25 protein-coding genes are annotated in these 24258 nt (G+C 62.9%); 7 read left to right on the top strand and 18 right to left on the bottom strand.

Annotated elements, in window-relative coordinates; all coding sequences use genetic code 11:
- Nucleotides 1-155: 155 nt before the first annotated feature.
- Both M5B42_RS28960 and M5B42_RS28955 read right to left on the bottom strand, forming a co-directional pair.
- Nucleotides 156-254, bottom strand: a complete 99-nt coding sequence (locus M5B42_RS28960) for a potassium-transporting ATPase subunit F (RefSeq protein WP_103498850.1) — start codon at nucleotides 252-254, stop codon at nucleotides 156-158.
- A 177-nt stretch (nucleotides 255-431) separates the two neighbouring features.
- A complete protein-coding gene (locus M5B42_RS28955) occupies nucleotides 432-929 on the bottom strand; it encodes a GyrI-like domain-containing protein (protein ID WP_103498851.1) in 498 nt (165 codons plus the stop codon).
- A gap of 216 nt (nucleotides 930-1145) precedes the next feature.
- On the opposite strand from M5B42_RS28955, the gene alaC reads away from it, so the two are divergent.
- The gene (gene alaC, locus M5B42_RS28950) at nucleotides 1146-2366 is read left to right on the top strand and encodes an alanine transaminase (protein WP_103498852.1); all 1221 of its coding nucleotides are present in this window, start codon (nucleotides 1146-1148) and stop codon (nucleotides 2364-2366) included.
- A 69-nt stretch (nucleotides 2367-2435) separates the two neighbouring features.
- Here the strand turns inward: alaC and M5B42_RS28945 are convergent, their stop codons facing one another.
- The gene (locus tag M5B42_RS28945; protein ID WP_248747739.1) at nucleotides 2436-3788 is read right to left on the bottom strand and encodes a GntP family permease; all 1353 of its coding nucleotides are present in this window, start codon (nucleotides 3786-3788) and stop codon (nucleotides 2436-2438) included.
- Between the two features lie 84 nt (nucleotides 3789-3872).
- Nucleotides 3873-4406, bottom strand: a complete 534-nt coding sequence (locus M5B42_RS28940) for a gluconokinase (RefSeq protein ID WP_103498854.1) — start codon at nucleotides 4404-4406, stop codon at nucleotides 3873-3875.
- Between the two features lie 226 nt (nucleotides 4407-4632).
- Here M5B42_RS28940 and M5B42_RS28935 point away from each other — a divergent pair, with 226 nt between their 5' ends.
- Nucleotides 4633-5664, top strand: a complete 1032-nt coding sequence (locus M5B42_RS28935) for a LacI family DNA-binding transcriptional regulator (protein WP_248747738.1) — start codon at nucleotides 4633-4635, stop codon at nucleotides 5662-5664.
- Nucleotides 5665-5715: 51 nt separating this feature from the next.
- Here the strand turns inward: M5B42_RS28935 and M5B42_RS28930 are convergent, their stop codons facing one another.
- Nucleotides 5716-6360 carry a DUF998 domain-containing protein gene (locus M5B42_RS28930; protein WP_248747737.1) on the bottom strand — a complete coding sequence of 215 codons (645 nt, stop codon included), beginning with the start codon at nucleotides 6358-6360 and terminating at the stop codon, nucleotides 5716-5718.
- A 169-nt stretch (nucleotides 6361-6529) separates the two neighbouring features.
- Here M5B42_RS28930 and M5B42_RS28925 point away from each other — a divergent pair, with 169 nt between their 5' ends.
- Nucleotides 6530-7264, top strand: coding sequence for an NAD(P)-dependent oxidoreductase (locus tag M5B42_RS28925; RefSeq protein WP_152741276.1), 735 nt, complete (start codon nucleotides 6530-6532; stop codon nucleotides 7262-7264).
- Nucleotides 7265-7433: 169 nt separating this feature from the next.
- Nucleotides 7434-7991, top strand: coding sequence for a hypothetical protein (locus M5B42_RS28920; RefSeq protein ID WP_248747736.1), 558 nt, complete (start codon nucleotides 7434-7436; stop codon nucleotides 7989-7991).
- A 180-nt stretch (nucleotides 7992-8171) separates the two neighbouring features.
- On the opposite strand, the gene M5B42_RS28915 is transcribed toward M5B42_RS28920, so the two are convergent.
- Nucleotides 8172-9038: a LysR substrate-binding domain-containing protein gene (locus M5B42_RS28915; protein WP_152741277.1), complete on the bottom strand. Its 867-nt coding sequence runs from the start codon at nucleotides 9036-9038 to the stop codon at nucleotides 8172-8174.
- A gap of 128 nt (nucleotides 9039-9166) precedes the next feature.
- Here M5B42_RS28915 and gstA point away from each other — a divergent pair, with 128 nt between their 5' ends.
- Nucleotides 9167-9772, top strand: coding sequence for a glutathione transferase GstA (gene gstA, locus M5B42_RS28910; protein WP_177102823.1), 606 nt, complete (start codon nucleotides 9167-9169; stop codon nucleotides 9770-9772).
- Nucleotides 9773-9776: 4 nt separating this feature from the next.
- Here gstA and M5B42_RS28905 read toward each other — a convergent pair whose 3' ends face one another.
- From M5B42_RS28905 to M5B42_RS28865, 9 genes are all read right to left on the bottom strand, one after another.
- Nucleotides 9777-11261, bottom strand: coding sequence for an aromatic amino acid lyase (locus tag M5B42_RS28905; RefSeq protein WP_248747735.1), 1485 nt, complete (start codon nucleotides 11259-11261; stop codon nucleotides 9777-9779).
- A complete protein-coding gene (locus M5B42_RS28900) occupies nucleotides 11258-12262 on the bottom strand; it encodes an ornithine cyclodeaminase family protein (RefSeq protein ID WP_248747734.1) in 1005 nt (334 codons plus the stop codon). The genes M5B42_RS28905 and M5B42_RS28900 overlap by 4 nt, the downstream gene beginning before the upstream one ends.
- A gap of 22 nt (nucleotides 12263-12284) precedes the next feature.
- Complete coding sequence (locus tag M5B42_RS28895) at nucleotides 12285-13217, bottom strand: aliphatic sulfonate ABC transporter substrate-binding protein (RefSeq protein WP_103498862.1); 933 nt, start codon at nucleotides 13215-13217, stop codon at nucleotides 12285-12287.
- Nucleotides 13217-14230 carry an ABC transporter substrate-binding protein gene (locus M5B42_RS28890; RefSeq protein WP_248747733.1) on the bottom strand — a complete coding sequence of 338 codons (1014 nt, stop codon included), beginning with the start codon at nucleotides 14228-14230 and terminating at the stop codon, nucleotides 13217-13219. Before M5B42_RS28890 ends, M5B42_RS28895 begins: the two co-directional genes overlap by 1 nt.
- A 190-nt stretch (nucleotides 14231-14420) precedes the next feature.
- Nucleotides 14421-17096 (bottom strand): TonB-dependent receptor, encoded by a 2676-nt coding sequence (locus M5B42_RS28885; RefSeq protein ID WP_248747732.1) that lies wholly within the window; start codon nucleotides 17094-17096, stop codon nucleotides 14421-14423.
- Between the two features lie 103 nt (nucleotides 17097-17199).
- Nucleotides 17200-18156: a FecR family protein gene (locus M5B42_RS28880; protein ID WP_103497588.1), complete on the bottom strand. Its 957-nt coding sequence runs from the start codon at nucleotides 18154-18156 to the stop codon at nucleotides 17200-17202.
- 1 nt (nucleotide 18157) lies between these two features.
- Nucleotides 18158-18667 carry a sigma-70 family RNA polymerase sigma factor gene (locus M5B42_RS28875; protein ID WP_103497589.1) on the bottom strand — a complete coding sequence of 170 codons (510 nt, stop codon included), beginning with the start codon at nucleotides 18665-18667 and terminating at the stop codon, nucleotides 18158-18160.
- Between the two features lie 119 nt (nucleotides 18668-18786).
- Nucleotides 18787-19578: a PhnD/SsuA/transferrin family substrate-binding protein gene (locus tag M5B42_RS28870; RefSeq protein ID WP_152741286.1), complete on the bottom strand. Its 792-nt coding sequence runs from the start codon at nucleotides 19576-19578 to the stop codon at nucleotides 18787-18789.
- A gap of 9 nt (nucleotides 19579-19587) precedes the next feature.
- Entirely contained in the window at nucleotides 19588-20529 is a 942-nt protein-coding gene (locus M5B42_RS28865; protein WP_177102687.1) for a fatty acid desaturase, read from the bottom strand.
- A gap of 320 nt (nucleotides 20530-20849) precedes the next feature.
- Between M5B42_RS28865 and M5B42_RS28860 the strand changes: the two genes are divergently transcribed.
- Both M5B42_RS28860 and M5B42_RS28855 read left to right on the top strand, forming a co-directional pair.
- Entirely contained in the window at nucleotides 20850-21287 is a 438-nt protein-coding gene (locus M5B42_RS28860) for a GNAT family N-acetyltransferase (protein ID WP_248747731.1), read from the top strand.
- Between the two features lie 59 nt (nucleotides 21288-21346).
- Nucleotides 21347-22183: a methyltransferase gene (locus M5B42_RS28855; RefSeq protein ID WP_248747730.1), complete on the top strand. Its 837-nt coding sequence runs from the start codon at nucleotides 21347-21349 to the stop codon at nucleotides 22181-22183.
- Nucleotides 22184-22205: 22 nt separating this feature from the next.
- Here M5B42_RS28855 and def read toward each other — a convergent pair whose 3' ends face one another.
- From def to M5B42_RS28840, 3 genes are all read right to left on the bottom strand, one after another.
- The gene (gene def / locus M5B42_RS28850) at nucleotides 22206-22745 is read right to left on the bottom strand and encodes a peptide deformylase (protein WP_103497594.1); all 540 of its coding nucleotides are present in this window, start codon (nucleotides 22743-22745) and stop codon (nucleotides 22206-22208) included.
- A gap of 2 nt (nucleotides 22746-22747) precedes the next feature.
- The gene (locus tag M5B42_RS28845) at nucleotides 22748-23692 is read right to left on the bottom strand and encodes a YihY/virulence factor BrkB family protein (RefSeq protein WP_248747729.1); all 945 of its coding nucleotides are present in this window, start codon (nucleotides 23690-23692) and stop codon (nucleotides 22748-22750) included.
- A 186-nt stretch (nucleotides 23693-23878) separates the two neighbouring features.
- Nucleotides 23879-24070 carry a CsbD family protein gene (locus tag M5B42_RS28840; RefSeq protein ID WP_103497596.1) on the bottom strand — a complete coding sequence of 64 codons (192 nt, stop codon included), beginning with the start codon at nucleotides 24068-24070 and terminating at the stop codon, nucleotides 23879-23881.
- Nucleotides 24071-24258: the final 188 nt, after the last annotated feature.

Here is a 24258-nt window from a genome sequence, read left to right as displayed (position 1 = left end):
TTCAAATCTTGTTCAAGGCGACAATGAACAAGGCTGTCGCGCCGAAAAACACCAGGGTCGCGCCCAGGAAAATCAGGTCGTACATGGTTGGTTTCCTTGTTCTATAGGGTCCTTGCGGACCGCACGAAGCGCCTGCGACGAGGCGTGGACAGGAATCAGAAGTCTTCGGCGCGGATCAGCGCGTAGCCCAGATAGACGAACAGGCCGGCCGCGCCCAGGCCGCTGAGCAGGTAGATGAGTTTGAGTGTCAACACAGGTGTCCCCTTGCCAAATCGGTCGGCTCGCTCAAGCGCACGCAAGGGCGCCGCAAGCCAGATCAAAGGGTACGGGCGCGGGTATTAAGGTCGGGCACTGATTGCCGGGGGGGACGTTAAGATGGCGTATAGAAGAACGCTCCCCTTCTGCCGAAGGGGAACGTCAGCGGCACAGAATCAGGCCTTGATCGGCAACCAGATTTCCACCGTGCCGGTGCCTTTTTCCGGATTGAAATCGGCGCTGTAGCGCTCGAACTCCGGCGCTTCGGCCGCCAGGTAGCCGGATTGCGGCAACCAGTGGTTCCAGATGGCCTCGAAGGTGTGCTTGAGGGTGTCGAGGGAGCCCTGGTGTTCAAACACCGCGTATTGCTGGTCCTGCAATTCCACCCAGCGATACAGCTCAGGCAGGTCGTCGAGCTTGCTGATCTGCACTCCGGCGATGTACTCGAAGCCGCCCTCGCCATCCGGATGGCAGCAGATACCGTACGTCACCTCACCCACCTGGCTGGGGACTTTTCCGATGTGCGGCACGAAGGCATCCCACAGGTCAGGGATAGATCCCGACGTCTCGGCGGTAAAACGTGCGCCCAGGCCGGCAATCAACTGAAAGTGACCGTGCTCGAAGCGTGGCGCTGGCAAGGCCTGCGTGTAGCCAAGGTTATGTGCTGCGTCCATGAGGGCAAACTCCATAGGGGAAACAACTCCGAAAAGCAGTATAGAAGCAAATAATCCTGTCGTTGGGCGACCCGACGCTTGTCCCCCCGGCGGAAAATATTTTCCGTCGCCCATCTGGACAGATGACCAGCATCGCCCTTATTGTCTGCTCCGCAGGCCACCGCAGTGGCCGACGTCGCTCGGACGGTTCCGGGCGCTTACGTGTCAGAGGTTTACATGGCAGACCCAGGTTCGCCGCGCCGCTTTGCGCGCATTGATCGACTCCCCCCCTACGTATTCAATATCACTGCCGAGCTTAAGATGGCCGCCCGTCGTCGTGGCGAAGACATCATCGACTTGAGCATGGGTAACCCCGACGGCGCCACTCCGCCACATATCGTCGAAAAACTGGTCACCGTCGCCCAGCGCGAAGACACCCACGGCTACTCCACGTCCAAGGGCATCCCACGGCTGCGCCGGGCGATTTCCCACTGGTACAAGGATCGCTACCAGGTCGATATCGACCCGGAAACCGAAGCCATCGTCACCATCGGTTCGAAAGAGGGCCTGGCCCACCTGATGCTCGCCACCCTCGACCAAGGCGACACGGTGCTGGTGCCCAACCCCAGCTACCCGATCCATATCTACGGCGCGGTGATCGCCGGCGCCCAGGTCCGTTCGGTGCCGCTGGTGCCGGGCGTAGACTTCTTCGCCGAGCTGGAGCGGGCCATCCGTGGCTCCATTCCCAAGCCGAAGATGATGATTCTCGGTTTCCCCTCGAACCCCACCGCGCAGTGCGTGGAACTGGACTTCTTCGAACGGGTGATCGCCCTGGCCAAGCAGTACGACGTGCTGGTGATCCACGACCTGGCCTATGCCGACATCGTCTACGACGGCTGGAAAGCCCCGTCGATCATGCAGGTGCCCGGAGCCAAGGACATCGCGGTGGAGTTTTTCACCCTGTCCAAGAGCTACAACATGGCCGGCTGGCGCATCGGTTTCATGGTCGGCAATCCGGAGTTGGTCAGCGCCCTGGCGCGGATCAAGAGTTACCACGACTACGGCACCTTCACGCCGTTGCAGGTGGCGGCCATCGCCGCGCTGGAGGGCGATCAGCAATGCGTCAAGGATATCGCCGAGCAGTATCGCCAACGACGCAACGTACTGGTCAAAGGCTTGCATGAACTGGGCTGGATGGTCGAGAACCCCAAGGCCTCGATGTACGTCTGGGCGAAGATTCCCGAGGAATATGCCCAGATGGGCTCGCTGGAGTTCGCCAAGAAGCTGCTGGCCGAAGCCAAGGTCTGCGTCTCGCCGGGGGTCGGCTTTGGCGAGTACGGCGACGACCATGTGCGGTTCGCCCTGATTGAAAACCTCGACCGCATCCGCCAGGCGGTACGCGGGATTCGCGGGATGTTCCGCACCGATGGCCTGCTGAAGAAAGCTACCGCGGAATAACCTGTGTAGCGAGTGCGCTTGCCACATGATTCGGGGCCGACACCTTCACAGGTGTCGGCCCCGATTCGTTTAGACCACCAGCGACAACAGCAGGATAAACACCAGCCCCACCACCGACAGAATGGTCTCCATGGCCGTCCAGGTCTTGAACGTCTCGGCCACGGTCATATTGAAGTACTGCTTGACCAGCCAGAACCCGGCATCGTTGACGTGGGACAGGATCAACGAACCCGCCCCCGTCGCCAGCACCAGCAGTTCACGGTTCACCCCTGGGATCAGGTCCACCACCGGCATCACGATGCCCGCCCCGGTAATGGTCGCCACCGTCGCCGAACCCGTGGCGATGCGGATCACCGCCGCCACCAGCCAGGCCAGCAGGATAGGTGATATCTGCGCATTCACGGCGATATGCCCGATCACATCACCCACGCCACTGGTCACCAGCATCTGCTTGAAGCCACCGCCGGCACCAATGATCAGGATGATCGCCGCGGTCGGCGCCAGGCTGGCATCGAGCAGCTTGAGCACGCGTTTGGAATCCATGCCCTGGCGTTTGCCGAAGGTGTAGAGCGCCAACAGCAGGGCCAGCAGCAAGGCGCTGATCGGGTGACCGATCATGTCCATCCAGATACGGAAGAAATGCCCGTCCGGCAGGGCAATGTCGGCAAAGGTCTTGAGCAACATCAGGAACACCGGCAACAAGACGGTGACCAGGGTCACGCTGAAACTCGGCAGCGCTTTCACTTGCGGCTCACGGGCCAACTGGTCGACCAGTTCCTGGGAAGGGTTGCCCGGGATGTATTTGGCGATGAAGGTCCCGTAGATCGGACCGGCGATGATGGCGGTCGGCAGGGCGACGATCAGGCCGTAGAAAATGGTCTTGCCGATGTCCGCATTGAACACCCCGATGGCCAGCAGCGGCCCCGGATGCGGCGGCACCAGGCCGTGCACCGCCGAAAGCCCGGCCAACAGCGGAATACCGATCTTGATCAGCGGCACGCCGGTCCGTCGCGCAACGATGAACACCAGCGGAATCAGCAGCACGAAGCCGATCTCGAAGAACAGCGGAATGCCCACCAGGAACGCCGAGCACATCATCGCCCACTGCACCTGCTCCTTGCCGAAGGCGCGGATCAGGGTCTGGGCGATCTGATCGGCACCGCCGGAATCGGACATCATCTTGCCAAGCATGGTCCCCAGCGCAAGGATGATTCCGACAAAACCCAGCACGCCGCCGAAGCCGTCCTGGAAGGCCTTGATGATCTTGTCCGCGGGCATGCCCGAGGTCAGGCCGAGAAACGCCGAGGCGATGATCAAGCCGATAAAGGGGTGAATCCTGAAGCGGGTGATCAACACGATCAGCCCGATAATCGTGACCACTGCATCCAGCAACAGATAGGTCTCGTGGGACAGTCCGAACATAAGGTGTCTCCTGCTTGTTGTTTTTATGCGTTGCGTGATTTGACGATAGCCCAATGGGATAGCGCTATCTTTTCGAGACGAAAATCAGGCCGAACGTTCCAGCCCGTGTGCCTGCCACCAGCGATGGGCCGACTGGGCCAGACGCTCGATGCTCTGGGTCGAGGCATCGAGGGCCAGGGTCAGGGGCTCGCCGACCGGCGATTCAAGGGTGGCGAACTGGCTGTCGATCAGGGTCGAGGGCATGAAGTGCCCGGGACGATGGGCCACCCGCTCGGCGGCGACTTCACGGCTCAGTTCGAGAAATACGAAGCCCAGGCCCGGCGCCGCGCTGCGCAGGCGTTCGCGGTAGCTGTGCTTGAGCGCCGAACAGGTCAGCACCGGATGCCCGCCCGTGGCCAGGACCGCGCGCAACTCGTCGCACAGGCTGTCGAGCCAGCCGGCACGGTCATCATCGGTCAGGGGGATGCCGGCACTCATCTTGGCGATATTGGCGGCGGGGTGAAAGCTGTCGCCTTCGATCTGGGTCGCGCCGTTGAGCCGGCACAGGGCCTCGCCCACACTGGACTTGCCGCAACCGGAGACGCCCATGATGACCAGGGCAGTGATGGGTTGACTCATGTAACACCTCAGCACGCAGACAGCGCTGTCTTTGTCGAAGCTTCCATACTCGGAAAGCAAAGCACAAAACACAGACTACCGACGCTTTCTTGTCATTTTTATGGGGTGATGCGCTAAACATCCACGACAGCATCCGACGCGATCAGGCCAACCGCGCTCGAACAATTGCAGGCTCGTCGAGACAGCGCTACCTTAGTGCCTTGAATTTTGTTTGGCAAGCCGTCCGATGACCTCCACCAAAACCGACAAGAATACCCGTACCACGGGACGCCCTACCCTTAGCGAAGTCGCGCGCCTGGCCGGCGTCAGTCCGATCACCGCGTCGCGGGCCCTGCGTGGCATCAGCAGTGTGGCCACGGACCTGGTGGAAAAAGTCCGACAGGCGGCGGAAGAACTGAACTACGTGGTCAACCCGGCCGCCCGCGCCCTGGCCTCGGCCCAGAGCCATTCGGTGGTGGTACTGGTGCCGTCGTTGTCCAACCTGCTGTTTATCGACACCCTCGAAGCCATTCACTCGGTGCTGCGCCCGCGGGGCTTCGAGGTGCTGATCGGCAACTATCACTATTCCCGCGACGAAGAAGAAAACCTGCTGCGCAACTACATGGCCTACCAGCCACGGGGCTTGTTGCTGACCGGTTTCGACCGTTCGGAAAGCGCGCGGCGGATGATCGAAGCGAGCAACGTGCCCTGCGTCTATATGATGGACCTGGACCCCGGCGCCGGGGTGAACTGCGTCGGCTTCTCGCAACAGAACGCCGGCGCCACCGTGGCCGAGCACCTGATCTCCCGTGGTCGCAGGCACCTGGCCTATATCGGCGCGCAACTGGACCAGCGCACGCTCCTGCGCGGCGAAGGCTTTCGCCAGGCGCTGCAGGCGGCCGGGCTGTACCACCCGGACCTGGAACTGCTGACCCCGCGCCCCTCGTCGGTGGGCCTGGGCGGCGAACTGTTCCTGCAACTGATGCAGAGCCATCCGCAGGTCGACGGGATCTTCTTCGGCAACGACGACCTGGCCCAGGGCGCCCTGCTGGAGGCCATACGCTGTGGTATCAAGGTTCCGGAGCAGGTCGCGGTGGTGGGCTTCAACGACCTGCCCGGCTCGGCCTTCATGGTCCCGCGCCTGAGCAGCATCCGCACACCCCGGGAGGCCATCGGCCGGCGGGCGGCGGAACAGATGCTGAGCTTGATGGCCGGCAACCCGGTGGCCCAGCCGGTGCAGGATATGGGCTTTGAACTGATGGTGCGTGAGAGCAGTTGAAGGGCCTCAGGCACAGAAATCAATCCCCGGCTCGGCGGGGATTGAGCGGCATCAAGCCTGATCGGTGCGACGCTTTTCCCTGACCAGCAGCAGCGCGGCAAACACCCCGATCCAGACCACCGAAGCGCCGTAGTTCAGGCGCTGGTACAGACCGAAGCCCTCGCCCGCCGCCACCGCCTGCCCCATCAACGGCAACGCCGCCACAGCCACCAGGGTGCACGCCAGGGAAAACCAGGCGAAGGCTTTCGAACCCAGCAAGCGCGCGGCGAGATACACCCACAGGGCGTTGGCGATCACCAGGGTCAGAAACATCATCAGCCACGCGCTGTTATGCACGGTCTGGCTGAAGGACGGGTGCTGCAACCCACAGCCGGCGTCGCAGGAAAAGTAACCGGTAAACAGGCTGGCGATGCCGTGCAGCGCAATCAGTACCCCACTGATCTGCGCCAGCCCGCGCCCTTCGAAACAGGCGAAGACCGTCACGCCAAAGGCAAAGAACAACAGCCCCAACGGCAGGTTGTTGATCAACGGCGACAACTCGTGGGTCGGTGCGCCCAGCGCACCCAGTTCACTCATGGCCTGGTTGAGATGGCTATAGCCCGGATACAGCGCTCCGGCCAGGGCCAGCCCGACGAGTAACCAGAAGGGCGTCAACAATCCGGCCACACAGCCGAATTTACGCAATGCCTTGTGCATCTAGCGGGGACCTCAGAGGGTTGGATGAAAGCGACAGGCCACTATCCTAAAACGCCACGCGAACCCTGAGCCAGAGATTTATTGACCAGACAGACTGGCGGCCATGGTCTACCTTTAATCGTCACATAACCTTCATATTAAGGTCAGAAAACCTACACGGAAGTTGTATATGAACCCACTCAAGGTATTGCTGACCGGGGCCTGCGGTCGTATCGGCAAGACGTTTTTCCAGGCGACGCAACACCAATACGACTTTGTTCTCGCCGACCGCCACCATCCGGACTTTGCCATCGGCGAGCACCGCTTTGTCCGCCTGGACATGGCTGAGAAGGAAGAACTCGCGGCCTTGGTCGATGGTATCGACGTGGTGGTGCACCTGGCGGGTATTCCTTTTGCCGACTCCTCCTTCGAGGAGCTGCTGCCGAACAATATCCTGGCCACCACCTACCTGCTGGAGGCCGCCGCAAACGCCCAGTGCAAACGCGTGGTGTTCGCCAGCAGCGCCCAGACCATCGAGGGTTACCCGGTGGACCGGCAGATCACCCCGGGCATGCCGGTGATGCCGGCCAATCTGTACGGGGTGAGCAAATGTTATGGCGAAGCGCTGTGTGCGTTCTATTCGGCACGGCACGGCTTATCGACCATTGTCCTGCGCATCGGCGCCTTCGAGTTTCCCGACGATCATGACCTGCGCAACGCCCGCGACCTGAGTGCCTGGCTCAGCCCGCGCGACGCCGTGCAGTTGTTACAGAAGGCCATCGAGGTCAAAGGCGTGCAACACCTGGTGGCCCACGGTATTTCCAACAACCGCTTCAAGCGCCTGGACCTGAGCGAGACCGTCCGGGTACTGGGTTATCAACCGGTGGACGACGCGTTCCGCGAGTTCGACCTGCCGATCCGCTGAAGCCGCAAGCGCACTGCCGGGAGCGGCAACCCAGGCGGCAATGCGCCTCCGCCTGCCGCTGCCCGTTTGTCCGGTATGTACCCGTCAGACGTTGATAAGCCTGTGTTTGTACCAACAGGCATACAAATTGCTGACACGGGTCATGTTCCCTCATTCAGGGGTTTATCCCATGTTGATCAATGCCCGTTATAACCCAGTGGTTCAGCCCAGCCATCGCACGGACCAGGACCCGACCACCGCTGCCGCCAACGCGCTGTCCAGTGGTTTTATCCAGAATGCCCAGGCGACCAGTGCAGCCAGCACCGTCCCCGGCACCCAGAACGCCGCGGACCAGATCGCCGACAACGTCAATGCGGCCTTCGCCAAGACCCGTGTGCAGCTGCAGGCGGCAGTGCCGACCGTCGCGCTTCCGGCGACCCTGACCGCCACCGCACCGACGACCCGCACGGCCCCGCCTGCCGCCGCGAGCAACGACAGCGACGCGATGAAGGCCTTCAAGGACTACATGAGCAAGCCGGTGGCCCAACGCATCCGTGATCAGATACTCAAGGAAGAGGGACTGACCGAGGACGACCTGAAAAGCATGTCGCCGGAAAAACAGAAAGGCATCGAAGACAAGATTGCCGAGCGCATGAAGATGGAGTTCAACGCGAAGACCGCGGACAACAAGGCCAACCCTGCCGACCAGCAGGCGGCCGGAGCCTTCCTGGCCACCGCCAGCCAGTAAACCGACCGGCACGGTTCCCAGATTCAGTGGGAGCCGGCTTGCCGGCGATGACAGCCCAAGCACCGCACGGTGTCAGGCTTGCCGCGTTATCGCTGACGTCCAGCCAGCAAGCCGGCTCCTGCAAAAACCAGTGGCCAGCAACCAACTGTTGCTGGCTTATTCGATACCGATCCCCGTAGATCAGCGTAACATTTCGAACAAGGCCTGCACCGCCGCCGAGCGAGCCCCCACGGCCGACGGCAGCAAGCCGAAGCGTCGTTCGATCGGCACCTCCAGGCGCAACACCCGCAGGCCCTTGCGCTCGGCAGGCAGGGCCAGTTCGGGAACCAGCGTCACGCCGAGGTTTTCCCGCACCAGGGTGTAGGCGCTGCTCCACTCACGGACCTCGACGCGAATATCCTGCAGCGACAGGCCGATTTCGGCGGCAATGCTCCGGGCGTTGACCGCGCAACCGCCGGTCGCCAGTACAAAGGGCTCTGCGACCAACTCGGCCAGGCTCACGCAGCCATCGGCGCCCCTGGCGGCCAGTCGATGGGCCATGGGAACCACCGCGACCCAGGTGTCGTGCCCCAGCTCCAGAGCGCCACTTTCGATGTCGGGGTTGAGCACCACGCCGACATCCACGGTGTCATTGGCGAGCATGGCCTGCACTTCATGGTCGCTGACCTCCAGCGCCACCACTTCGATACCGGGATGGCGCTGGCGGAACTGACGCAACAGCGGTGGCAGCAAGGAGCCCAGGATCATCGGAAAACTCGCCAGGCGAATACTGCCACCGACCAGTCCTTTCTCGCTGTCGACCAACTGGCGAATGTTTTCCAGAGCCGCAAGCATCACCCGCGCCTGGGCCAGGACCTGCTGGCCGATGGCGGTGGGCAATGACTCGCGGGCATGGCGGGTGAACAGCTGGACGCCGAGGGTCTGTTCCATCGCCGCCAGCGCCTGACTGGCCGCCGATTGGGTCATGCCGACCTGTTCGGCGGCCCGGGTCAGGGTGCCGGTATCGAGTACCGCTACCAGTAAACGCCAATGCAGCAGATTCATCATGACAGTAGCTGACCTTATGGCTGGTTTCTCAAGAATTAATTTTACCCAGGTCAGGGCGCCATATGACACTGCCGCTCGCCAAGGCCGTCAAGGCTGAACACAGTTCCTATTCAGGGAGTCTCATTGTCATGAAGCTGTACTACGTCCCAAACACCTGCTCGCTGTCACCGCATATTGTCCTGCGCGAGCTGGGCCTGCCCTTCGAACTGGTACGGGTCGACAACCAGAGCAAAGTCACCGAGCACGGAGAGGACTTCCTCAAGATCAATCCCAAGGGTTATGTGGCCGCCCTTCAATTGGACAATGGCCAGGTGCTCACCGAAGGCGTGGCCATCGTGCAGTTTCTCGCGGATCTCAAGCCCGAGGCCGAACTGGCACCGCTCAATGGCAGCTGGGAGCGCTCACGTTTGCAGGAAGCACTGAACTTCATTTCCGGCGAAGTGCATGGCGGGATGGGGCCATTGTTCAACAGTGCGATACCGGATGAAGTGAAGGCGATTTTCCGGGAGAAGCTGTACAAGCGTTTCGCCTTGCTGAGCACGACGCTGGAGCAGCGCGACTACCTGCTGGGCGAGCACTTCAGCGTGGCCGATGCCTACCTGTTCACCGTGCTGCGCTGGACGGCCTTCCTTGGCCTGGACCTGGGACCGTGGCCGGCACTGCAACGATTCATGGCCCGGATCGATCAGCGCCCGGCGGTGATCGCTGCGCTGGCGGTAGAACTGGCGGCCTGAGTCATCAGGTGATCCCCCGCGTCTCGATCAATCCCAGCAACGCCTCGACATCCCAGGCCGTTGGGCGATCATGGTCGAGCCGCGCCACCTGACTGCGCACTGCCCGGTAGATCGCCCCACTGCCCTCCCCCAGACGCAATGCGCCGCGCAGGTCCACCGCCTGCGCCGCGACAATCAGCTCGATGGCCGCCAGCGTGGTCAGGTGCCGCGTCAGCTCACGGGTTTTCTCGATCACCGCCAGTGCCTGTCCGGCGTAATCCTCCACCCGATCTGCCACCGCAATGCTCACCGCCGGCAATGGATTGGCCAGATGGCCGATCTTCGCCACCAACGCCGACGCCGTGCGCTGCAACGCTGCCAGGCCCACATGCCCCGGTTGCTCGATCAAAAAGCGCGGCAGTTCGCTGGAGCCCGGCGACAGCAGCTTGGCCATGCGCTCCGCCGAACAGGCCGCCAGCCGACTGAAGGCCAGGCCCAGTCCCTCCCCGGCCAAGGCCAGGTGGGTGCTGTCGAAATTGGCATTGGCCAACACGCTCTGCGCCTCGACGATCAAGGCCGGGTTGTCCGCGCCACTCGCCAACTCCAGCGCCACGGTATCGCGCAACTGCTGCCACGCCTGCAGCGCCGCGCCCTGGACCACGGTTGCACAGCGAAAACTCAAGGGGTCCTGCAAGCGCCTCGCCGCCCCTTCTTCATTCAGCTCGCCGGCGGCCAGCAGCGCCAGCAAGGCCGCCGAGGCTTCGCTCTGCCCCGCCGCCGGACGCAAACGCGACGCCCAGGCTTGGAACGGACTGAGATTGGCGCGATAGCCCTCGCAGGACAGCGCCAAGGCCGCCAGCAAAGTCTCCAGCGCACGCTCAGCCTCAGCCACCAATAGGGCGCCCAATCCGATGCTGGCGGCATTCGCCGAGACCAGCGCCAGACCGTCCTTGCCGATCAACCGGGCCGGCTCAAGCCCATTGCGCGAAAGCGCCTCGGCCGCCGACAAACGCTCGCCGCGCCAGCTCACCCAACCCTGCCCCAGCAAGGCCAGGCTCAGATGGGCCAGCGGCGCCAGATCACTTTCGCCGATGGAACCGGTCAACGGCACCTCGGGATAGATCCCGGCCTCAAGCAAGCCCAGCAACGCATCCGCCGTGGCCGGGGAAATCCCCGAGCGGCCCTGGGCCAATCCCGCCAGGCGCGAGCACAGAATCGCCCGCACCTCCTCGGCACTCGCCAGGCGTCCGACACCCACCGCGCGCCCCAGGGGAATAAGCTGCTGCAGCTGCCCATCATCCAGCGGCAAACGCACATCCACCGCCGCGCCGAGGCCGGTGGTCACGCCATAGATCGCCTCCCCGGCTTCGGCGCGAGACAGCAACAAGGCATGCCCGTCGGCGATCCGCTGGCGCGCGGCGGTACTGAAAACCAGCGGCGCGCCATCGCGTACCACCCGCAGCCAGTCCTCCAGCGCCAGACCTTGTCCGTCCAGCTCGACCGCCGTCATGCGAACCTCAATCGCTGGCCGATCCCCAGACGCGTCGCCTTCTGCAACAACGCATGCCCCAGGGCGATATCACTCAGACTCAGGCCCCGGTGCCAGAACAGAATGGTTTCCTCGGAACTCTGCCGCGCGCTCCTCAAGCCGGCGACAATCTGCCCCAATTCGGCGTGCAGGGTCTGCTCACTGAGCTTGCCCGCCTCCACATGAGCCCGCAGTGAACCGAACATGCCACCCTTGCACTGGCCCCAATCGTCCACCACCAGCTTGCTCATGATATCGGTCAGCGACAGCTCCACCGCGCTCATGGTGCCATAGGGCACGACAAAGGCTCCGGGCTTGATCCACTCGGTACGCAACAGCGGTTGCGGCTGGTCCAGGCGCGAGGCCTCGACCACGATATCGGCACCGCGCACCGTGCTTTCCCAGTCATGGGTCACGGTGACCGGCTTGCCCAGGTCGCGGCGCAGTTTTTCGGCAAAGGCCTCGCGGCTTTCCTCGCGCCGCGAATGCACGCGGATCTCGTCGAAGTCGAACAGATGATCGAGCAGGCGCACATTCCAGTAGGCCGTGCCCCGCGCACCGATATGCCCGAGCACCTTGCTGCCGGGATTGGCCAGGTACTTGGCGCCGATGGCGGTGACCGCACCAGTGCGCATATCAGTGATCGCCGAGGCATCGAGAATCGCCTTGGGCACGCCGGTGGCCGGGTCGAGCAGGTTGAGGATCGCCAGTTCCGACGGCAGCCCCTTGCGGTAGTTGTCGACGAAATCGCCGACCACCTTGACCCCGGCATAACCGATGTCGCCGCCCAATACGCCGCGCAGCACATTGAAGTGGCCGTTGATGCCGCCACCCGGAATCAGGTGGGTACGCGGCTCGATCACCGCCTCTCCCCGCCCCTGGATGGCCAGGCTGGCTTCGATGGCGGCGAGGATTTCGTCGTTGCCCAGGTCCAGGGCGGCGATGTCCAGGCCGTTGAGAAAATCGATGTAGACAGGTTGCATGGAGGGGGTTTCCTCTGCGGGTTCAAGGGGCCTTGAAGACGATCCGGTCGACCTGGACCGCCTTGGGAATCAGGCCATTGGCGTAGAAGCGGTCGGCGGTGCGTTGTTGGTCGAGCATCGTCGCCGGGTCGACCGCTTTGAGCGGTGCATGGGTGCGGTGGGCGAAGTAGCCCTCGATCACCCCGCGTTGCAGGCCGAGGACCCGGGTCATGCTGTCGATGGACGCCTGCGGCTCGTCGAACGACAGTTGCTGGGCCCCGCCGAAGGCCTTGAGCAACGGGCCGATAGCCTGCGGATACTGACGAGCAAAGGTGCCACTGGCGATATAGAAACTGCCACCGGAATTGAGCCCCTGGCCGTCGCTGAGCAAACGCGCCCGACCATCGATCAGCGCGGCCGAGTAGTAAGGGTCCCAGATCACCCAGGCATCGAGCTTGCCCTGCTCGAACGCGGCGCGGGCATCAGCCGGCGACAGGTAGACCAGGTTCACGTCACTGAGACTCAGGCCGGCCTTGACCAGGCTCTTGAGGAACAGATTGTGGGCGCTGGAGCCCTTGAGCAAGGCGACCCGCTTGCCCTTGAGATCGGCCAGTTGCCGCACCGGGCTGTCCTTGGGCACGATAATCGCCTCGGTCTTGCCGTCGCTGGGCTCGACACCGATATACAGCAGGTCGATGCCGGCGACCTGGGCGAAAATCGGCGGAATATCACCGCTGTTGCCGATATCGACACTGCCGCCGTTGAGCGCCTCGATCAGTTGCGGACCGCCGGGAAACTCGATCCATTGCACCTGGGTGCCGGGCAACGCCTGCTCCAGCAGATGGTGCTCGCGGGCCAGGACCATGCTCACCGAACTCTTCTGGTAGCCGATCCGCACGGTGGCGGGATCGGCGGCCAGCAGCGGGCCGGCACTGGCCAGGCCCAAGCCCAGTAACAGGCATAACCGTTTGAACATCACAGGCTGCCACTCACACGCTGGGCCACGGCCGCGGGCACCCAGGCGTTCCAGACCTGTGGCTGCTCACGCAGGAAGGCTTCGGCGACCTGGCGTGGCGGCAGGCGTTTTTCACCCATCTCGGCCAGGGTACGGTTCAGCAGGTCGATGGGCAGGTCGACTTTGGTAAAGAACTCCACCAGATCCGGGTACTGCGCCTTGAACGGTGCGGACACACCAATCGCCAGGTGCGCCGGCATCGAGCGGGTACCACGGGGGTGCGGGTTGTTGCCATCGGCCAGGGTCTTCCAGGCTTCGGCGTCGAACGGCGGCTCCTCCAGCTTCACCAGGTTGAAGCGACCCAGCAGCGGGGTCGGCGACCAGTAGTAGAAAAGCACCGGCTTGCCGCGTTTGACCGAGGAGGCCACTTCCGCGTCCAGCGCCGCGCCAGAACCGGTGCGGAAGTTGACGAAGCTGTCGCTCAGGCCATAGGCCTTGATTTTCTGGCTGTTGACGATCTCCGAGGTCCAGCCGGTCGGGCTGTTGAGGAAGCGTCCGCGAGACGGATCTTCCGGGTCACGGAACACGTCCTTGTAGCGTGGCAGGTCGGCCACCGACTTGAGGTCCGGTGCCAATGCCTTGATGCCCCGCGCCGGGTCACCCTTGATCACGTATTCAGGTACCCACCAGCCTTCGGTGGCGCCCTTGACGGTGTCGCCGACGCCGAACACCTTGCCTTCGCTTTCGGCCTTGACCCAGGCCGGGCTGCGTCCGGCCCACTCTTCGCCGATGACCTGGATATCGTTTTTCGCCAGGGCGGCTTCCAGGCTCACGGTGCTGCCGGGCAGGGTATCGGTGGAGTAGCCGTAGCCTTTCTCGACGATCAGTCGCAGGACTTCGGTGATCAGGCTGCCGCTCTCCCAGGTGATGTCACCGAAGTGGATAGGGGCGTTCTTTTCGGCGGCGGGTGCCGGCTGGGCCAACAGGCTCAGGGCCAGTAGCGAGCCGCCGAACAGGGTCTTGATGGATTTCATGTTCACCTCGTGGTGGTTTGGTTTTCATGGTCAATCGTTGTGTTTCACGGGGACTCCCCCGTTGGAATACGAACCTGTAGGAGCTGGGCTTGCCCGCGAAGCTTTTAGCGATCTTGAGGGCCTCTTCGCGGGCAAGCCCTGCTCCTACAGGGATTGCGTTCCTCCTGGGAGGGATGTGTCGCCCTGAAGATCAGAAGTCGTAGCTCAGCCGTGTGTAGTAGAAGGCCCCCTCCGGTGCCGCCGGCGACAGGAAGCTGTATTGCTGCCCCGCGGTCTGGCGCAGTTGCGGGTTGAAGGTGTCCGGCTTGCTGTCGAACAGGTTGTTGGCCCCCACCGACAGCCGCAGTTGCTTGGTGAAGGCGTAGTTCACGTCCAGGTCGGTGGTCCATTGCGCCGAGAAGGTCTGGTCGTATTGCGCCGCAGCATCGCTGGTCGCGTACTTGCGGTACTGGCCATAACGGGTCTCGTTCAGCGCCACGGTCCAGGCGCCGTAGCGATGCACCGCGCCGAACACCAGCTTGTCTTCCGGGTAGCCGTGTTCGAGGAAGCCCCGGGCTTCACGGGTCAGCACATCAAAGCCGTAGGGGTTGGAGTTGATCCGCTCGATCACGGTCTTGGCCTTGGTGTAGCCCGCCGACAAGTCCAGGCTGCCGAACTGCTGCAGGTCGAGGTTGTACTTGCCGACGATGTCGATACCCCGGGTGCGGGTGTCGGCGGCATTGGTCATGAACTGCGCCCAGGTGTACTGGCCGTAGCCGGCGGCCTGGAGGATCTGCTCGGCCTGGGGCCCCGAGATACCGCCGCTGTAGAGCAGGCGATCGCGAATGCTGATCTGGTAGGCATCGATGGTCACCGAGGCCTGGTCGGTAGGCCGCAGCACCATGCCAAGGGAGAAGTTGGTGGACTTTTCCGGTTTCAGCGGCTGCGCGCCCAACGCCCGCGCCGCCGGGTTGTCGGCGGGCAGCATGCGGGTCAGCACCGGGTTGCCGTTGGAGTCGACGTTGGTGGTGGTGGTCCAGGAAGTGCCGATCTGGCCCAGGGTCGGGGCGCGATAGGCGTTGTTCACCGTGGCCCGCAGGCCGACCCGTGGGGTGAAGTCATAGCGCGCCGAGACCTTGCCGGTGGTGGCCGAACCGAAGTCCGAATAGTGCTCGGTACGCCCGGCCAGGCCGAACTGGAATTTGTCGGTGAGCTGGTTTTCCAGGCCGAAATACACCCCGCCGACATTGCGGCTGTAGGTTCCGGCGTCCTCCGGCGTCAGGCCCGAAGCCTGCACCGCGCCGACCTGGACACCGTTGATGCCACCGAAGGAGTAGGAATCGGCATCACCCGCCTCCAGGCGATAGCGCTCGTTGCGATAGGCAACCCCGGCGGAAACCGTCAGCGGATGTTTGGACCAATCCACGTCCAGGTCCTTGGCGTAGTCCAGGGTCAGGTTGGTCTGTTCGTTGATCAGCGTGGCGACATTGAAGCGGGTCGGGCTGGCCGCGCCGAAGCTCGGGTTGACCGTGTCGAACGCGGTTTCGTCATGGGTATCGCGACCGTAGGTGGCGCTCAGGTCGAAGCGCCCCAGGCTCGCGTCCTCGTAGCGCGAACCGACGGTCAGTGCACCGTCTTCATAGCGATAGCGGTACTTGGGAATGGTGCCATTGGGGTAGATCGCCGCCACGTTGTTCGGGTTGCCCGCCAGCAACGGCGGCGTGTTGTTGACCGAGGTGTCCTGGCCGAAGGTGGCAAAGCTGTAGAGACGCCATTGATCGCTCAAGCCGATCTCGGCGTTGGCCGCCAGGTTGTACTTGTCACGTCCGGCGCCGCCCCAGCGTGGGTCCTGGGTCTGGCCGTTGGCCTGGTAGCTGTCGCCGATATCATCGGGTTTGTTGTTCAGGCTGTTGAAACTCAGGGTCAGGAAACCATCCCCCGGCAGGCCCACGCCATACCAGCCGTCTGCGGCCTTGGAGAAACCGTCGCCCTGGGCGAATTTTCCCAGTTGGGTATTGATCTGGCCGCCGCTGTCGCGCTCCTTGAGCACAATGTTGATCACCCCGGCGATGGCGTCGGAGCCGTATTGCGCCGAGGCGCCGTCGCGCAGCACTTCGACATGGTCGATGGCGCTGATCGGGATCATGTCCAGGTCCACCGGCTGCGCGCCCACGAAGGGCACGCCGCCGGAGATGTTCACCACCGCCGAGGCATGCCGGCGCTTGCCGTTGATCAGTACCAGGGTCTGGTCCGGGGCCAACCCGCGCAAGGACGCTCCCTTGGGGTCCTGGCCACGGGTCGCGCTCTGATTCTGCGGAAAGTTGAAGGACGGCAGCAGTTGGAACAAGGCCTGGTTGAGGCTGGTGGCACCGGTCTGCTTGAGCTCCTCGGCGTTGATCACGTCCACCGGCGCGGTGCTGGTCAGGGCCGTGGCATCGCTGCGCCGTGTGCCGATGGCGACCACGCGGTCGAGGGTCGGCGCGGCGGCATCGCTGCTGCGCGTAGCGGCCTTGGCGGTGCTGGCAGCCTGGCTCGAAGCGGCGCCCTCCTTGATGATGAACGCGCCTTCGGGGCTGACCTGCAATTGCAGGCCGGTCCCACGCAAGGCTTCGTTCACCGCCTGCCGGGCCGACAGGGAACCGTCCACCTGGGCCGACGAGTAGTTGCTCAATTGCGGCGTGAAGGAAATCACCTGGCCGCTTTGCCGGCTGATATTGAGCAGCACCTCGTCCAGCGGACCGGGTGCGATGTGATAAACCTGCCGGGCTTCTTCGGCGCCGTAGGCACAGGTGAGAAACAGCCCGGCCAAGGGTGCGATGGCAAAACTGCGCAGTGAACGGCGTACTGCGGTGTTGGTGTTGTACGGACGCAAAGTGATTCCCCCCATGGAATCGAACAGCGCTGCTCCCTCGGCAGCGCTTACGGGAGTGATGTGCAATGGCCGATGAAAAACTTGCAGACCCTTTGGTTATGGTCTTAGAACCAAGCGCCTAGGCAGGGCTCAAGGTCACCCACAGGTCGGTGTGCCGGGCGATACGAATCGGCAAGGTGCGGGCCAGGGTGTCGAGTACCTGCTGCGGGTTGTCCAGCCGGAACAGACCGCTGACCCGCAGTTGCGCGATGGCCGGGTCCAGTCTCAGCACACCCGGGCGATAAGGGCGCAAAGCCTCGATCACCTCGGACAGTGCCGCGTCGCGCACTTCCAGCAGTCCCTCGACCCAGGCCGTGGCCCCCATGCGACTGGGCAGGATCGGGCCGAATCGATAGCGGTCGTAGGACACCTCGTGACCGCTCGGCAATTGCAGGTATTCGCCGGCGGGTCCGTGGATTTCCAGGGCACCGCTGAGCGCGACGACATGGCCGCTGCCGGCCCTTTCGCGCACCTGCAAGCGATTGCCATAGGCGTGCACCCGCGCCTGGGTGGTCTGCACGACAAAAGGCCGGGCCGCGTCATTGGCGACCTGCGCCAGCAGTTCACCGTCCAACAGCCGGAGTTGCCGCTGCCGGGGACTGAAATCGATGTCGGCGGCGCTTTGCGCGTTGAGCTGCAAGCGGCTGCCATCCGGCAGCTCCAGGCTGCGGCGCTCGGCGGTGCCGGTGCGCAAGTCGGCGCTCAGTTCGGCCAGCGGCAGGCCGCCGTCACGGGCCAGGAGAGCGACACCGAGGATCACACCGACTCCGGCCAGCGCACCCTGCAAAACCTTGCGGCGGTTGGGCGGCGCGCTCAGGGTGCGCTGCAGCAATTGCGCATCGACGCCCTGGGCGATGGGAATGCGGAACACCCCGAGGCGGGTTTCCAGTTGGCTGCAAAGTTGCTCGCGACGCGGGTCCTGGCTGCGCCAGTGGCGGTAGGCGCGCTGGTCGGCGTCACTGGCATGACCGGAATGCAGCAGGACGATCCAGCGGGTGACCTCTTCGATCAGCGGGTCTTGCGGCTCGCGGCTCATCTCAATCGCTCCTCGCGCGCAGGCAGCGGCTGATGGCCCGGGTCATGTAGTCGCTGACCGAGCGTTGGGAAATGCCCAGCTCGGCGGCGATCTCGGGATAGGTCAGGCCATTGACCTGGGACAGCAGGAAGGTGGCCTTGACCTTGTCCGGCAGACCGTCGAGCAGGCAGTCGATGTTTTCCAGGGCTTCGAGCATCTGGGCCAGGTCTTCAGGCGACGGCACTTCGACGTCGGGGGCCTGTTGCAAGGCATCGAGGTAGGCGCGCTCCAGGTCGCGGCGGCGCCAGAGCTGGTACATCAGGCGCTGGGCAATGGTGGTCAGCAGCGCCCGTGGCTGACGAATCGGCACGGCGTCGGGGGCCATCAGCAACTGGACGAAAGTGTCGGCGGCGATGTCTTCGGCGCTGGCGCTGGAATCCAGGTGGCGGCGCAAACGGGCGCACAGCCATGGGTAATGACTACGGAACAATCCGCCCACGTAATCGCGGTGAGGTGTGTCGGCGCCGGACATAGTGGCTCCAATTGAAGAGAGATGCGCTGTATGTCCGGTGGTCCGGTGGCAGGGATCCTACCAACACGGATTATTCTTTAATAATACTTAAAAACTATTTTAATATTCTATTTAGCTATTTAATAAATTGACGCAAATCCCAGCGCCCGGGCCTCGTCCCGGTAATCCAGCAAGACCTGATAGTCCGCCTCGCTTGCCGGCAACACTTCACTCAAACCCAACGTCACCGCGACATCGGGAAGCTCGTGCAGCGCCTGGTTCATCGCCACCCGAATGCCCTCGATCTCCTCGACGCTCGACCCGGCATGGGTGATGTAAGGCAGGCACGGACTCAAGGCGCTACGCGCCACCACTCTCAATCCGGCCACCTCATGGGCTGCAAAACGTGCCAGGTAGGCGAAGGTCACACTGTCCACCGCCGCCAGGTCGGCCAGGCCCTCGCGCAACCAGCGCAGGCTTTCGCGGTGAGCGCCACTCTGCCCGACACTGGCGAAGAACCGACCGTCCTGATGCAGGGGTGCCAGTGCATGTCGCAGCAGGTTCATCCCGCTATTGGAGCCTTCATCGTTGATCACGCCGCGGCTGTCGTAGAAGTCTTCCAGGGTACGACGGCCCTCGCTTTCACGACTCAGCAACAGACTGCAATGGTCACCGCCCGAGGCGTATTCCAGCTCATAACGCGGACGCCCGATCACCTTGACCTGACCGCGCAACAGGCTCATCAGCGGATACCCGCAGGTCTGGGTGAACAGCAGTTGTGGGGATAGCCAGAGCTGCATCAAGTCCAGATCCTGGGCAGAGCCCCGGCGCACACCGAGCTTTTCCACAATCCGCTCGATCCAGCGCTCGTTGGCCTCCCGCACTTCCTGCGGCGCCACATACATCAACAGTTCTGCATAACGGTGAGTCATGAATCGTCCTCAGGCAAACGGATGCCGTGGGCTATCGACGACTTGCAGCGCATGCCGTCGCGCCAGCTCGCCATAGCCTTTTACCAGGTAGCCACCACTGCGCGCCAACCAGGCGTCGCGTCGCGCGTAGTAGACCCGCGGCAGGAAATACCAGGGCAGTTTCGGCAGGTCGTGGTGCACCAGGTGCAGGTTCAGATTGAGGAACAACCAACGCCAGGGCCAGCCCGCTTCGTTGAGCACCGTGCGTTGCTCCGGCAAGGTACTCGGGCGGTGTTCATAGAAAGACCGCAGCGCCCCCACCGACAGCGCCGGGACGCTGATCAGCAGCAGGTAGTGCCAGACCGGGATCAGGCTGTAATGGGCGATAAACGCCAGCATCAACAAGGTCAGCGTGCCGTGGGTCAGCCACATCAGCCAGGCCTGGCGCTCGCCACGGCGCAGGCGCTGGCCTTCCTCCTTGACCAGGCCGAACAAGGCCAGTGGCGCTCCCAGCAGCAGGCGTCCCGGGACCGTCTTGTTCAAATAGTGCACGCTGCGTTGCAGAGCCGAGCGGCGCTGCCAATCCTGCTGACGGAAATAGCGGCTTTCCGGGTCGACACCGGGCAAGGTCAGGTCCTCGTCGCGGTGATGCAACAGGTGGCTGTCACGATAGAGGGTGTAGGGATACCAGACGGCGAACGGCGCATAACCCATCAGCTTGTTCAGCCAGACAAAACGGGTCGGATGACCGTGCAGCAATTCGTGCTGCACCGACATCCACAGCGTAACGATGGGAATCAGCAAGAGCGTGCTCGGCCACAGGCCGAGCCAGGGACTGGCCAGCAGCACGGCGAACCAGCTTGAATAGACACCGATCAGCAATAGCCAGGTCGGCCATTCGGTACGGCCGGTGAAGGTTTGTTTCAGGTGCAGGATTTCTTCGCGTTGAGCAACATCAAGATAATTGGGCATCGGTCGGCTTCACACAGGTTCAGCCGATGGATAAACCCCGGCTTTATCCCCTGATGTGGATTACCGGCGGAAAATCTTGCAGATCGATTGGTTATATCCTTAGATCCCTCAATGGCCGAGCACATCGACCTTCTTGACCTTCTTCGCCGCACGCTTTTCGTCGGCGCTCTTGGCGGGTTTCTTCTTGGTGGCTTTTTTTGAATCCATGCCCTTGCTCATGATGCGTACTCCAGATGGATGTAGACTCAGGTATACACCCATCCGAGCACTTCGGCTCTCTTATAATCCCACGCCAGCCCTCTCCAGCGATAATAAATGCCATGCCCAATCCCGACTACGCCCCACTGCCGGAAGCGCTACGGCCACTGCTGAACAAGTTCTACCGCGCGCACAACTCGCCGATGCGTTCGGCCAGCGACGGACAGCCGTGGGTGGCCCGGCAAGGGGAGATCATCGGCGGGTTGTCGCTGACCCCGATTGCCCAGGGACATTGGCTTACCGGACTGTTTGTCGCCCCATCACGACGCGGCCAGGGCATCGCCGCGCAGTTGCTGCAACAGGCGCTCGGCAACTGCTGCGGCCCGACCTGGCTGTTCTGCCATCCCGACCTGCGCGGGTTCTATGAACGCCTGGGTTTCCGCGGCGACCCGACCCTGCCCCAGCCGCTGGCGGAGCGTCTGGCGCGCTACTCACGCAGCAAGCCGATGATTGCCCTGGGTATAGAACCGTTGGTGAGGTCGACTGCGCAAAATGTGTGATCGGCGGTGCATTTGCCCGTGCTAGCCTCCAACCCACACTCGTTTTTACCAGGATGATCATGAAACGCACGCTCGTGGCTTTATCCTTGACCGCCCTTCTCGCCCCTCTCGCCAGCCAGGCCGCCACCGCCAATAGCGCCATCACCGACGCGCAATACGCCAAGGTCCTGGCAGGCTCCTGGCGGGCGCCGGAAAACAGCGTTCGCGACGGCTACCGCCATCCCCAACAGACCTTGCAGTTCTTCGGTTTGCAGGCCAACCAGACGGTGATCGAAATCACCCCCGGCGGTGGCTGGTACAGCGAAGTGCTCGCGCCGCTGCTCAAGGACCACGGCCATTACATTGCGGCCGTGCAGGCGCCCGCGACCAGTGAGTTCGCCAAACGCTCGGCCGACAACCTGAAGCAGAAATTCGCCAAGGACCCGAGCCACTACGCCAAGGCCGGCGTGGTCGAGTTCGATCCCCAGGCACCGGTGTTCGGCAAACCTGGCTCGGCGGACCGCGTGCTGACCTTCCGCAATGTGCACAACTGGGTCATGGCCGATGACGCCCCGGCGATGTTCAGCGCCTTCTTCAAGGTACTGAAGCCGGGCGGCGTGCTTGGTGTGGTGGATCACCGGGCCAAGGATGGCGCGGACCTGGCCAGTATCAAGCAAAGCGGCTACCTGCCCACCGCCTACGTGGTGAAACTGGCCACCGATGCCGGCTTCGCGCTGGAAGGCCAGAGCGAAATCAACGCCAACCCCAAGGACACCAAGGACTACCCCGGCGGCGTCTGGACCTTGCCGCCGTCGCTGAGGCTGGGTGACCAGGACCGGGCCAAGTATGTGGCCATCGGCGAATCGGACCGCCTGACCCTGCGCTTCGTCAAACCCGGCAAGGTGGCGGCCCAGTAAGGGAAACTGGAAACTTCGGCGGTCAATCGTCCGCCGTCGGGTCCAGGTCGGGGAACAGCACTTCGGTGAAACCGAATTTGCTGAAGTCGCTGATCCGCGACGGGTATAGGCGGCCGATCAGGTGGTCGCATTCGTGTTGCACCACACGGGCGTGGAAGCCCTCGGCGATCCGCACCAGCGGTTCGCCATTGGGCGTGAAGCCTTCGTAGCGGATACGCGAGTAGCGGTCCACCGCGCCGCGCAGGCCCGGTACCGAAAGGCAACCTTCAAAGCCTTCTTCCAGCTGCGGCCCCAGGGGCGTGATCAGCGGGTTGATCAGGATGGTCTGCGGCACCGCCTCGGCGTCCGGATAACGTTCGCTATGCTCGAAACCGAAGATCACCAGTTGCAGGTCGACGCCGATCTGCGGCGCGGCCAGGCCGACGCCACCGACGTGCTCCATGGTCTGGAACATATCGTCGATCAGCTCCCACAGCTCCTTGCTGTTGAACAATTCCGGCGGCACCGGCGGAGCGATACGCAGCAGGCGCTCATCGCCCATTTTCAGGATTTCACGGATCATGATCAGGTTTCGTCAATAGTCGGCTTGAGGGAGTGGTCCCGCCCCAATCCGGAGATAGGCAGGGTGTCGTCATGCTCGTGGAAGTCCTTTTTGCCAGGATTCTTGCCTTCGGACGACATGTGTTCGATCACCGCATTCATTTCAGCCCCGAGCAACAGGACCGCCGCGGAAATATAGAAGTACAGCAGCAGGACGATGATCGCCCCGATACTGCCATACATTGCGTTGTAGTCGGCGAAGGTTTTCACGTAATAGCCGAAGCCCAGGGACGCGACGATCCAGACCACCACCGCGAGCACCGAGCCCGGGGTGATAAAGCGGAATTTCTGCTTCACGTCCGGCATCACGTAGTACATCAGGGCCACGGCGAACATCAGCAGCAGCACCACCACCGGCCAGCGCAGCCAGGTCCAGAGCGTGACGACGTATTCCTCCATGCCGATCTGTCCCGCCAGCCAGCTCATGACCTGCGGCCCGAGCACCATCAGCGCGGCGGCGGCCAGCAGCATCACGGCGATGCCGACGGTGTAGAAGATCGACAGCGGGAAGCGCTTCCAGATCGGCCGTCCCTCGAGCACATCGTAGGCGGCGTTCATCGCGCTCATCATCAGGCGCACGCCGGCCGAGGCAGTCCACAGGGCAATGACGATACCCACCGAGAGCAGGCCGCCCTTGGATTGCTGCAACTGGTCGATCACCGGGTTGACCTGGTCCAGGGCCTGGGGCGGCAACACCAGCTCCGACTGCAGGCGCAGCCAGGTGAAAAAGTCCGGCAGGTGCAGGAAACCGATCAGGGCGATCAGGAACAACAGGAAGGGAAACAACGAAAACAGCATCTGGTAGGCCAGTGCCGAGGCATAGGTCGACATTTCGTCGGCGACGAATTCTGTGACCGTGCGCATCATCACGCGATGCAGGGGCAGGTCGCGCAACTCAGGGAAAATCATAGCGTCTCCTTTCGCCGCAAATAAAGGTAGCGAGTCAAGGCGACTCAAAGGGGTTCCACTACAGCTCTTTCTAACCCAAAGCAACGCGGTTGGCGACCCTCAAAACATTTCTCGATCTTAACCAGTGTAGCCGCCACGCGAAAACGGCCATCCTGGGATGGCCGCATGGTCCGTGCCCGCGAAGGGTCAGGCCCGGTCGACGCCTTTCTTGATGGCGTCCTTGGCTTTTCCTACAGCTTTCTGGACATCGCCCTTGAGTTCCTGGGCCTTGCCTTCGGCGCGCATCTGGTTGTTGCCGGTGGCCTTGCCGACGGCTTGCTTGACGTTACCCACCGCTTCGTTCGCCGTGCCTTTGATTTTATCGCTGGTGCTGCTCATGATATTTCTCCAATAAGAAATGCGGGTGTCATGTCTCGACATAAGGTTGACCCGGGGCCTGCGCGCGGAGTTTCATTTATTTTCAGTCGGTGTTTGCCCACGGCTTTTCATCGAAGAATTCAGGTTTGGCTTTATGTTTGCCCGCCAACCCCTGAGAATGCGCGCCAGATTCAGGCTCTGGCGCTGAA

Origin of the sequence: Pseudomonas sp. MWU12-2037, from assembly GCF_023242345.1 — a bacterium.
GTDB lineage: Bacteria > Pseudomonadota > Gammaproteobacteria > Pseudomonadales > Pseudomonadaceae > Aquipseudomonas > Aquipseudomonas gingeri_D.
This window is presented reverse-complemented; position numbering and strand designations above follow the sequence as displayed.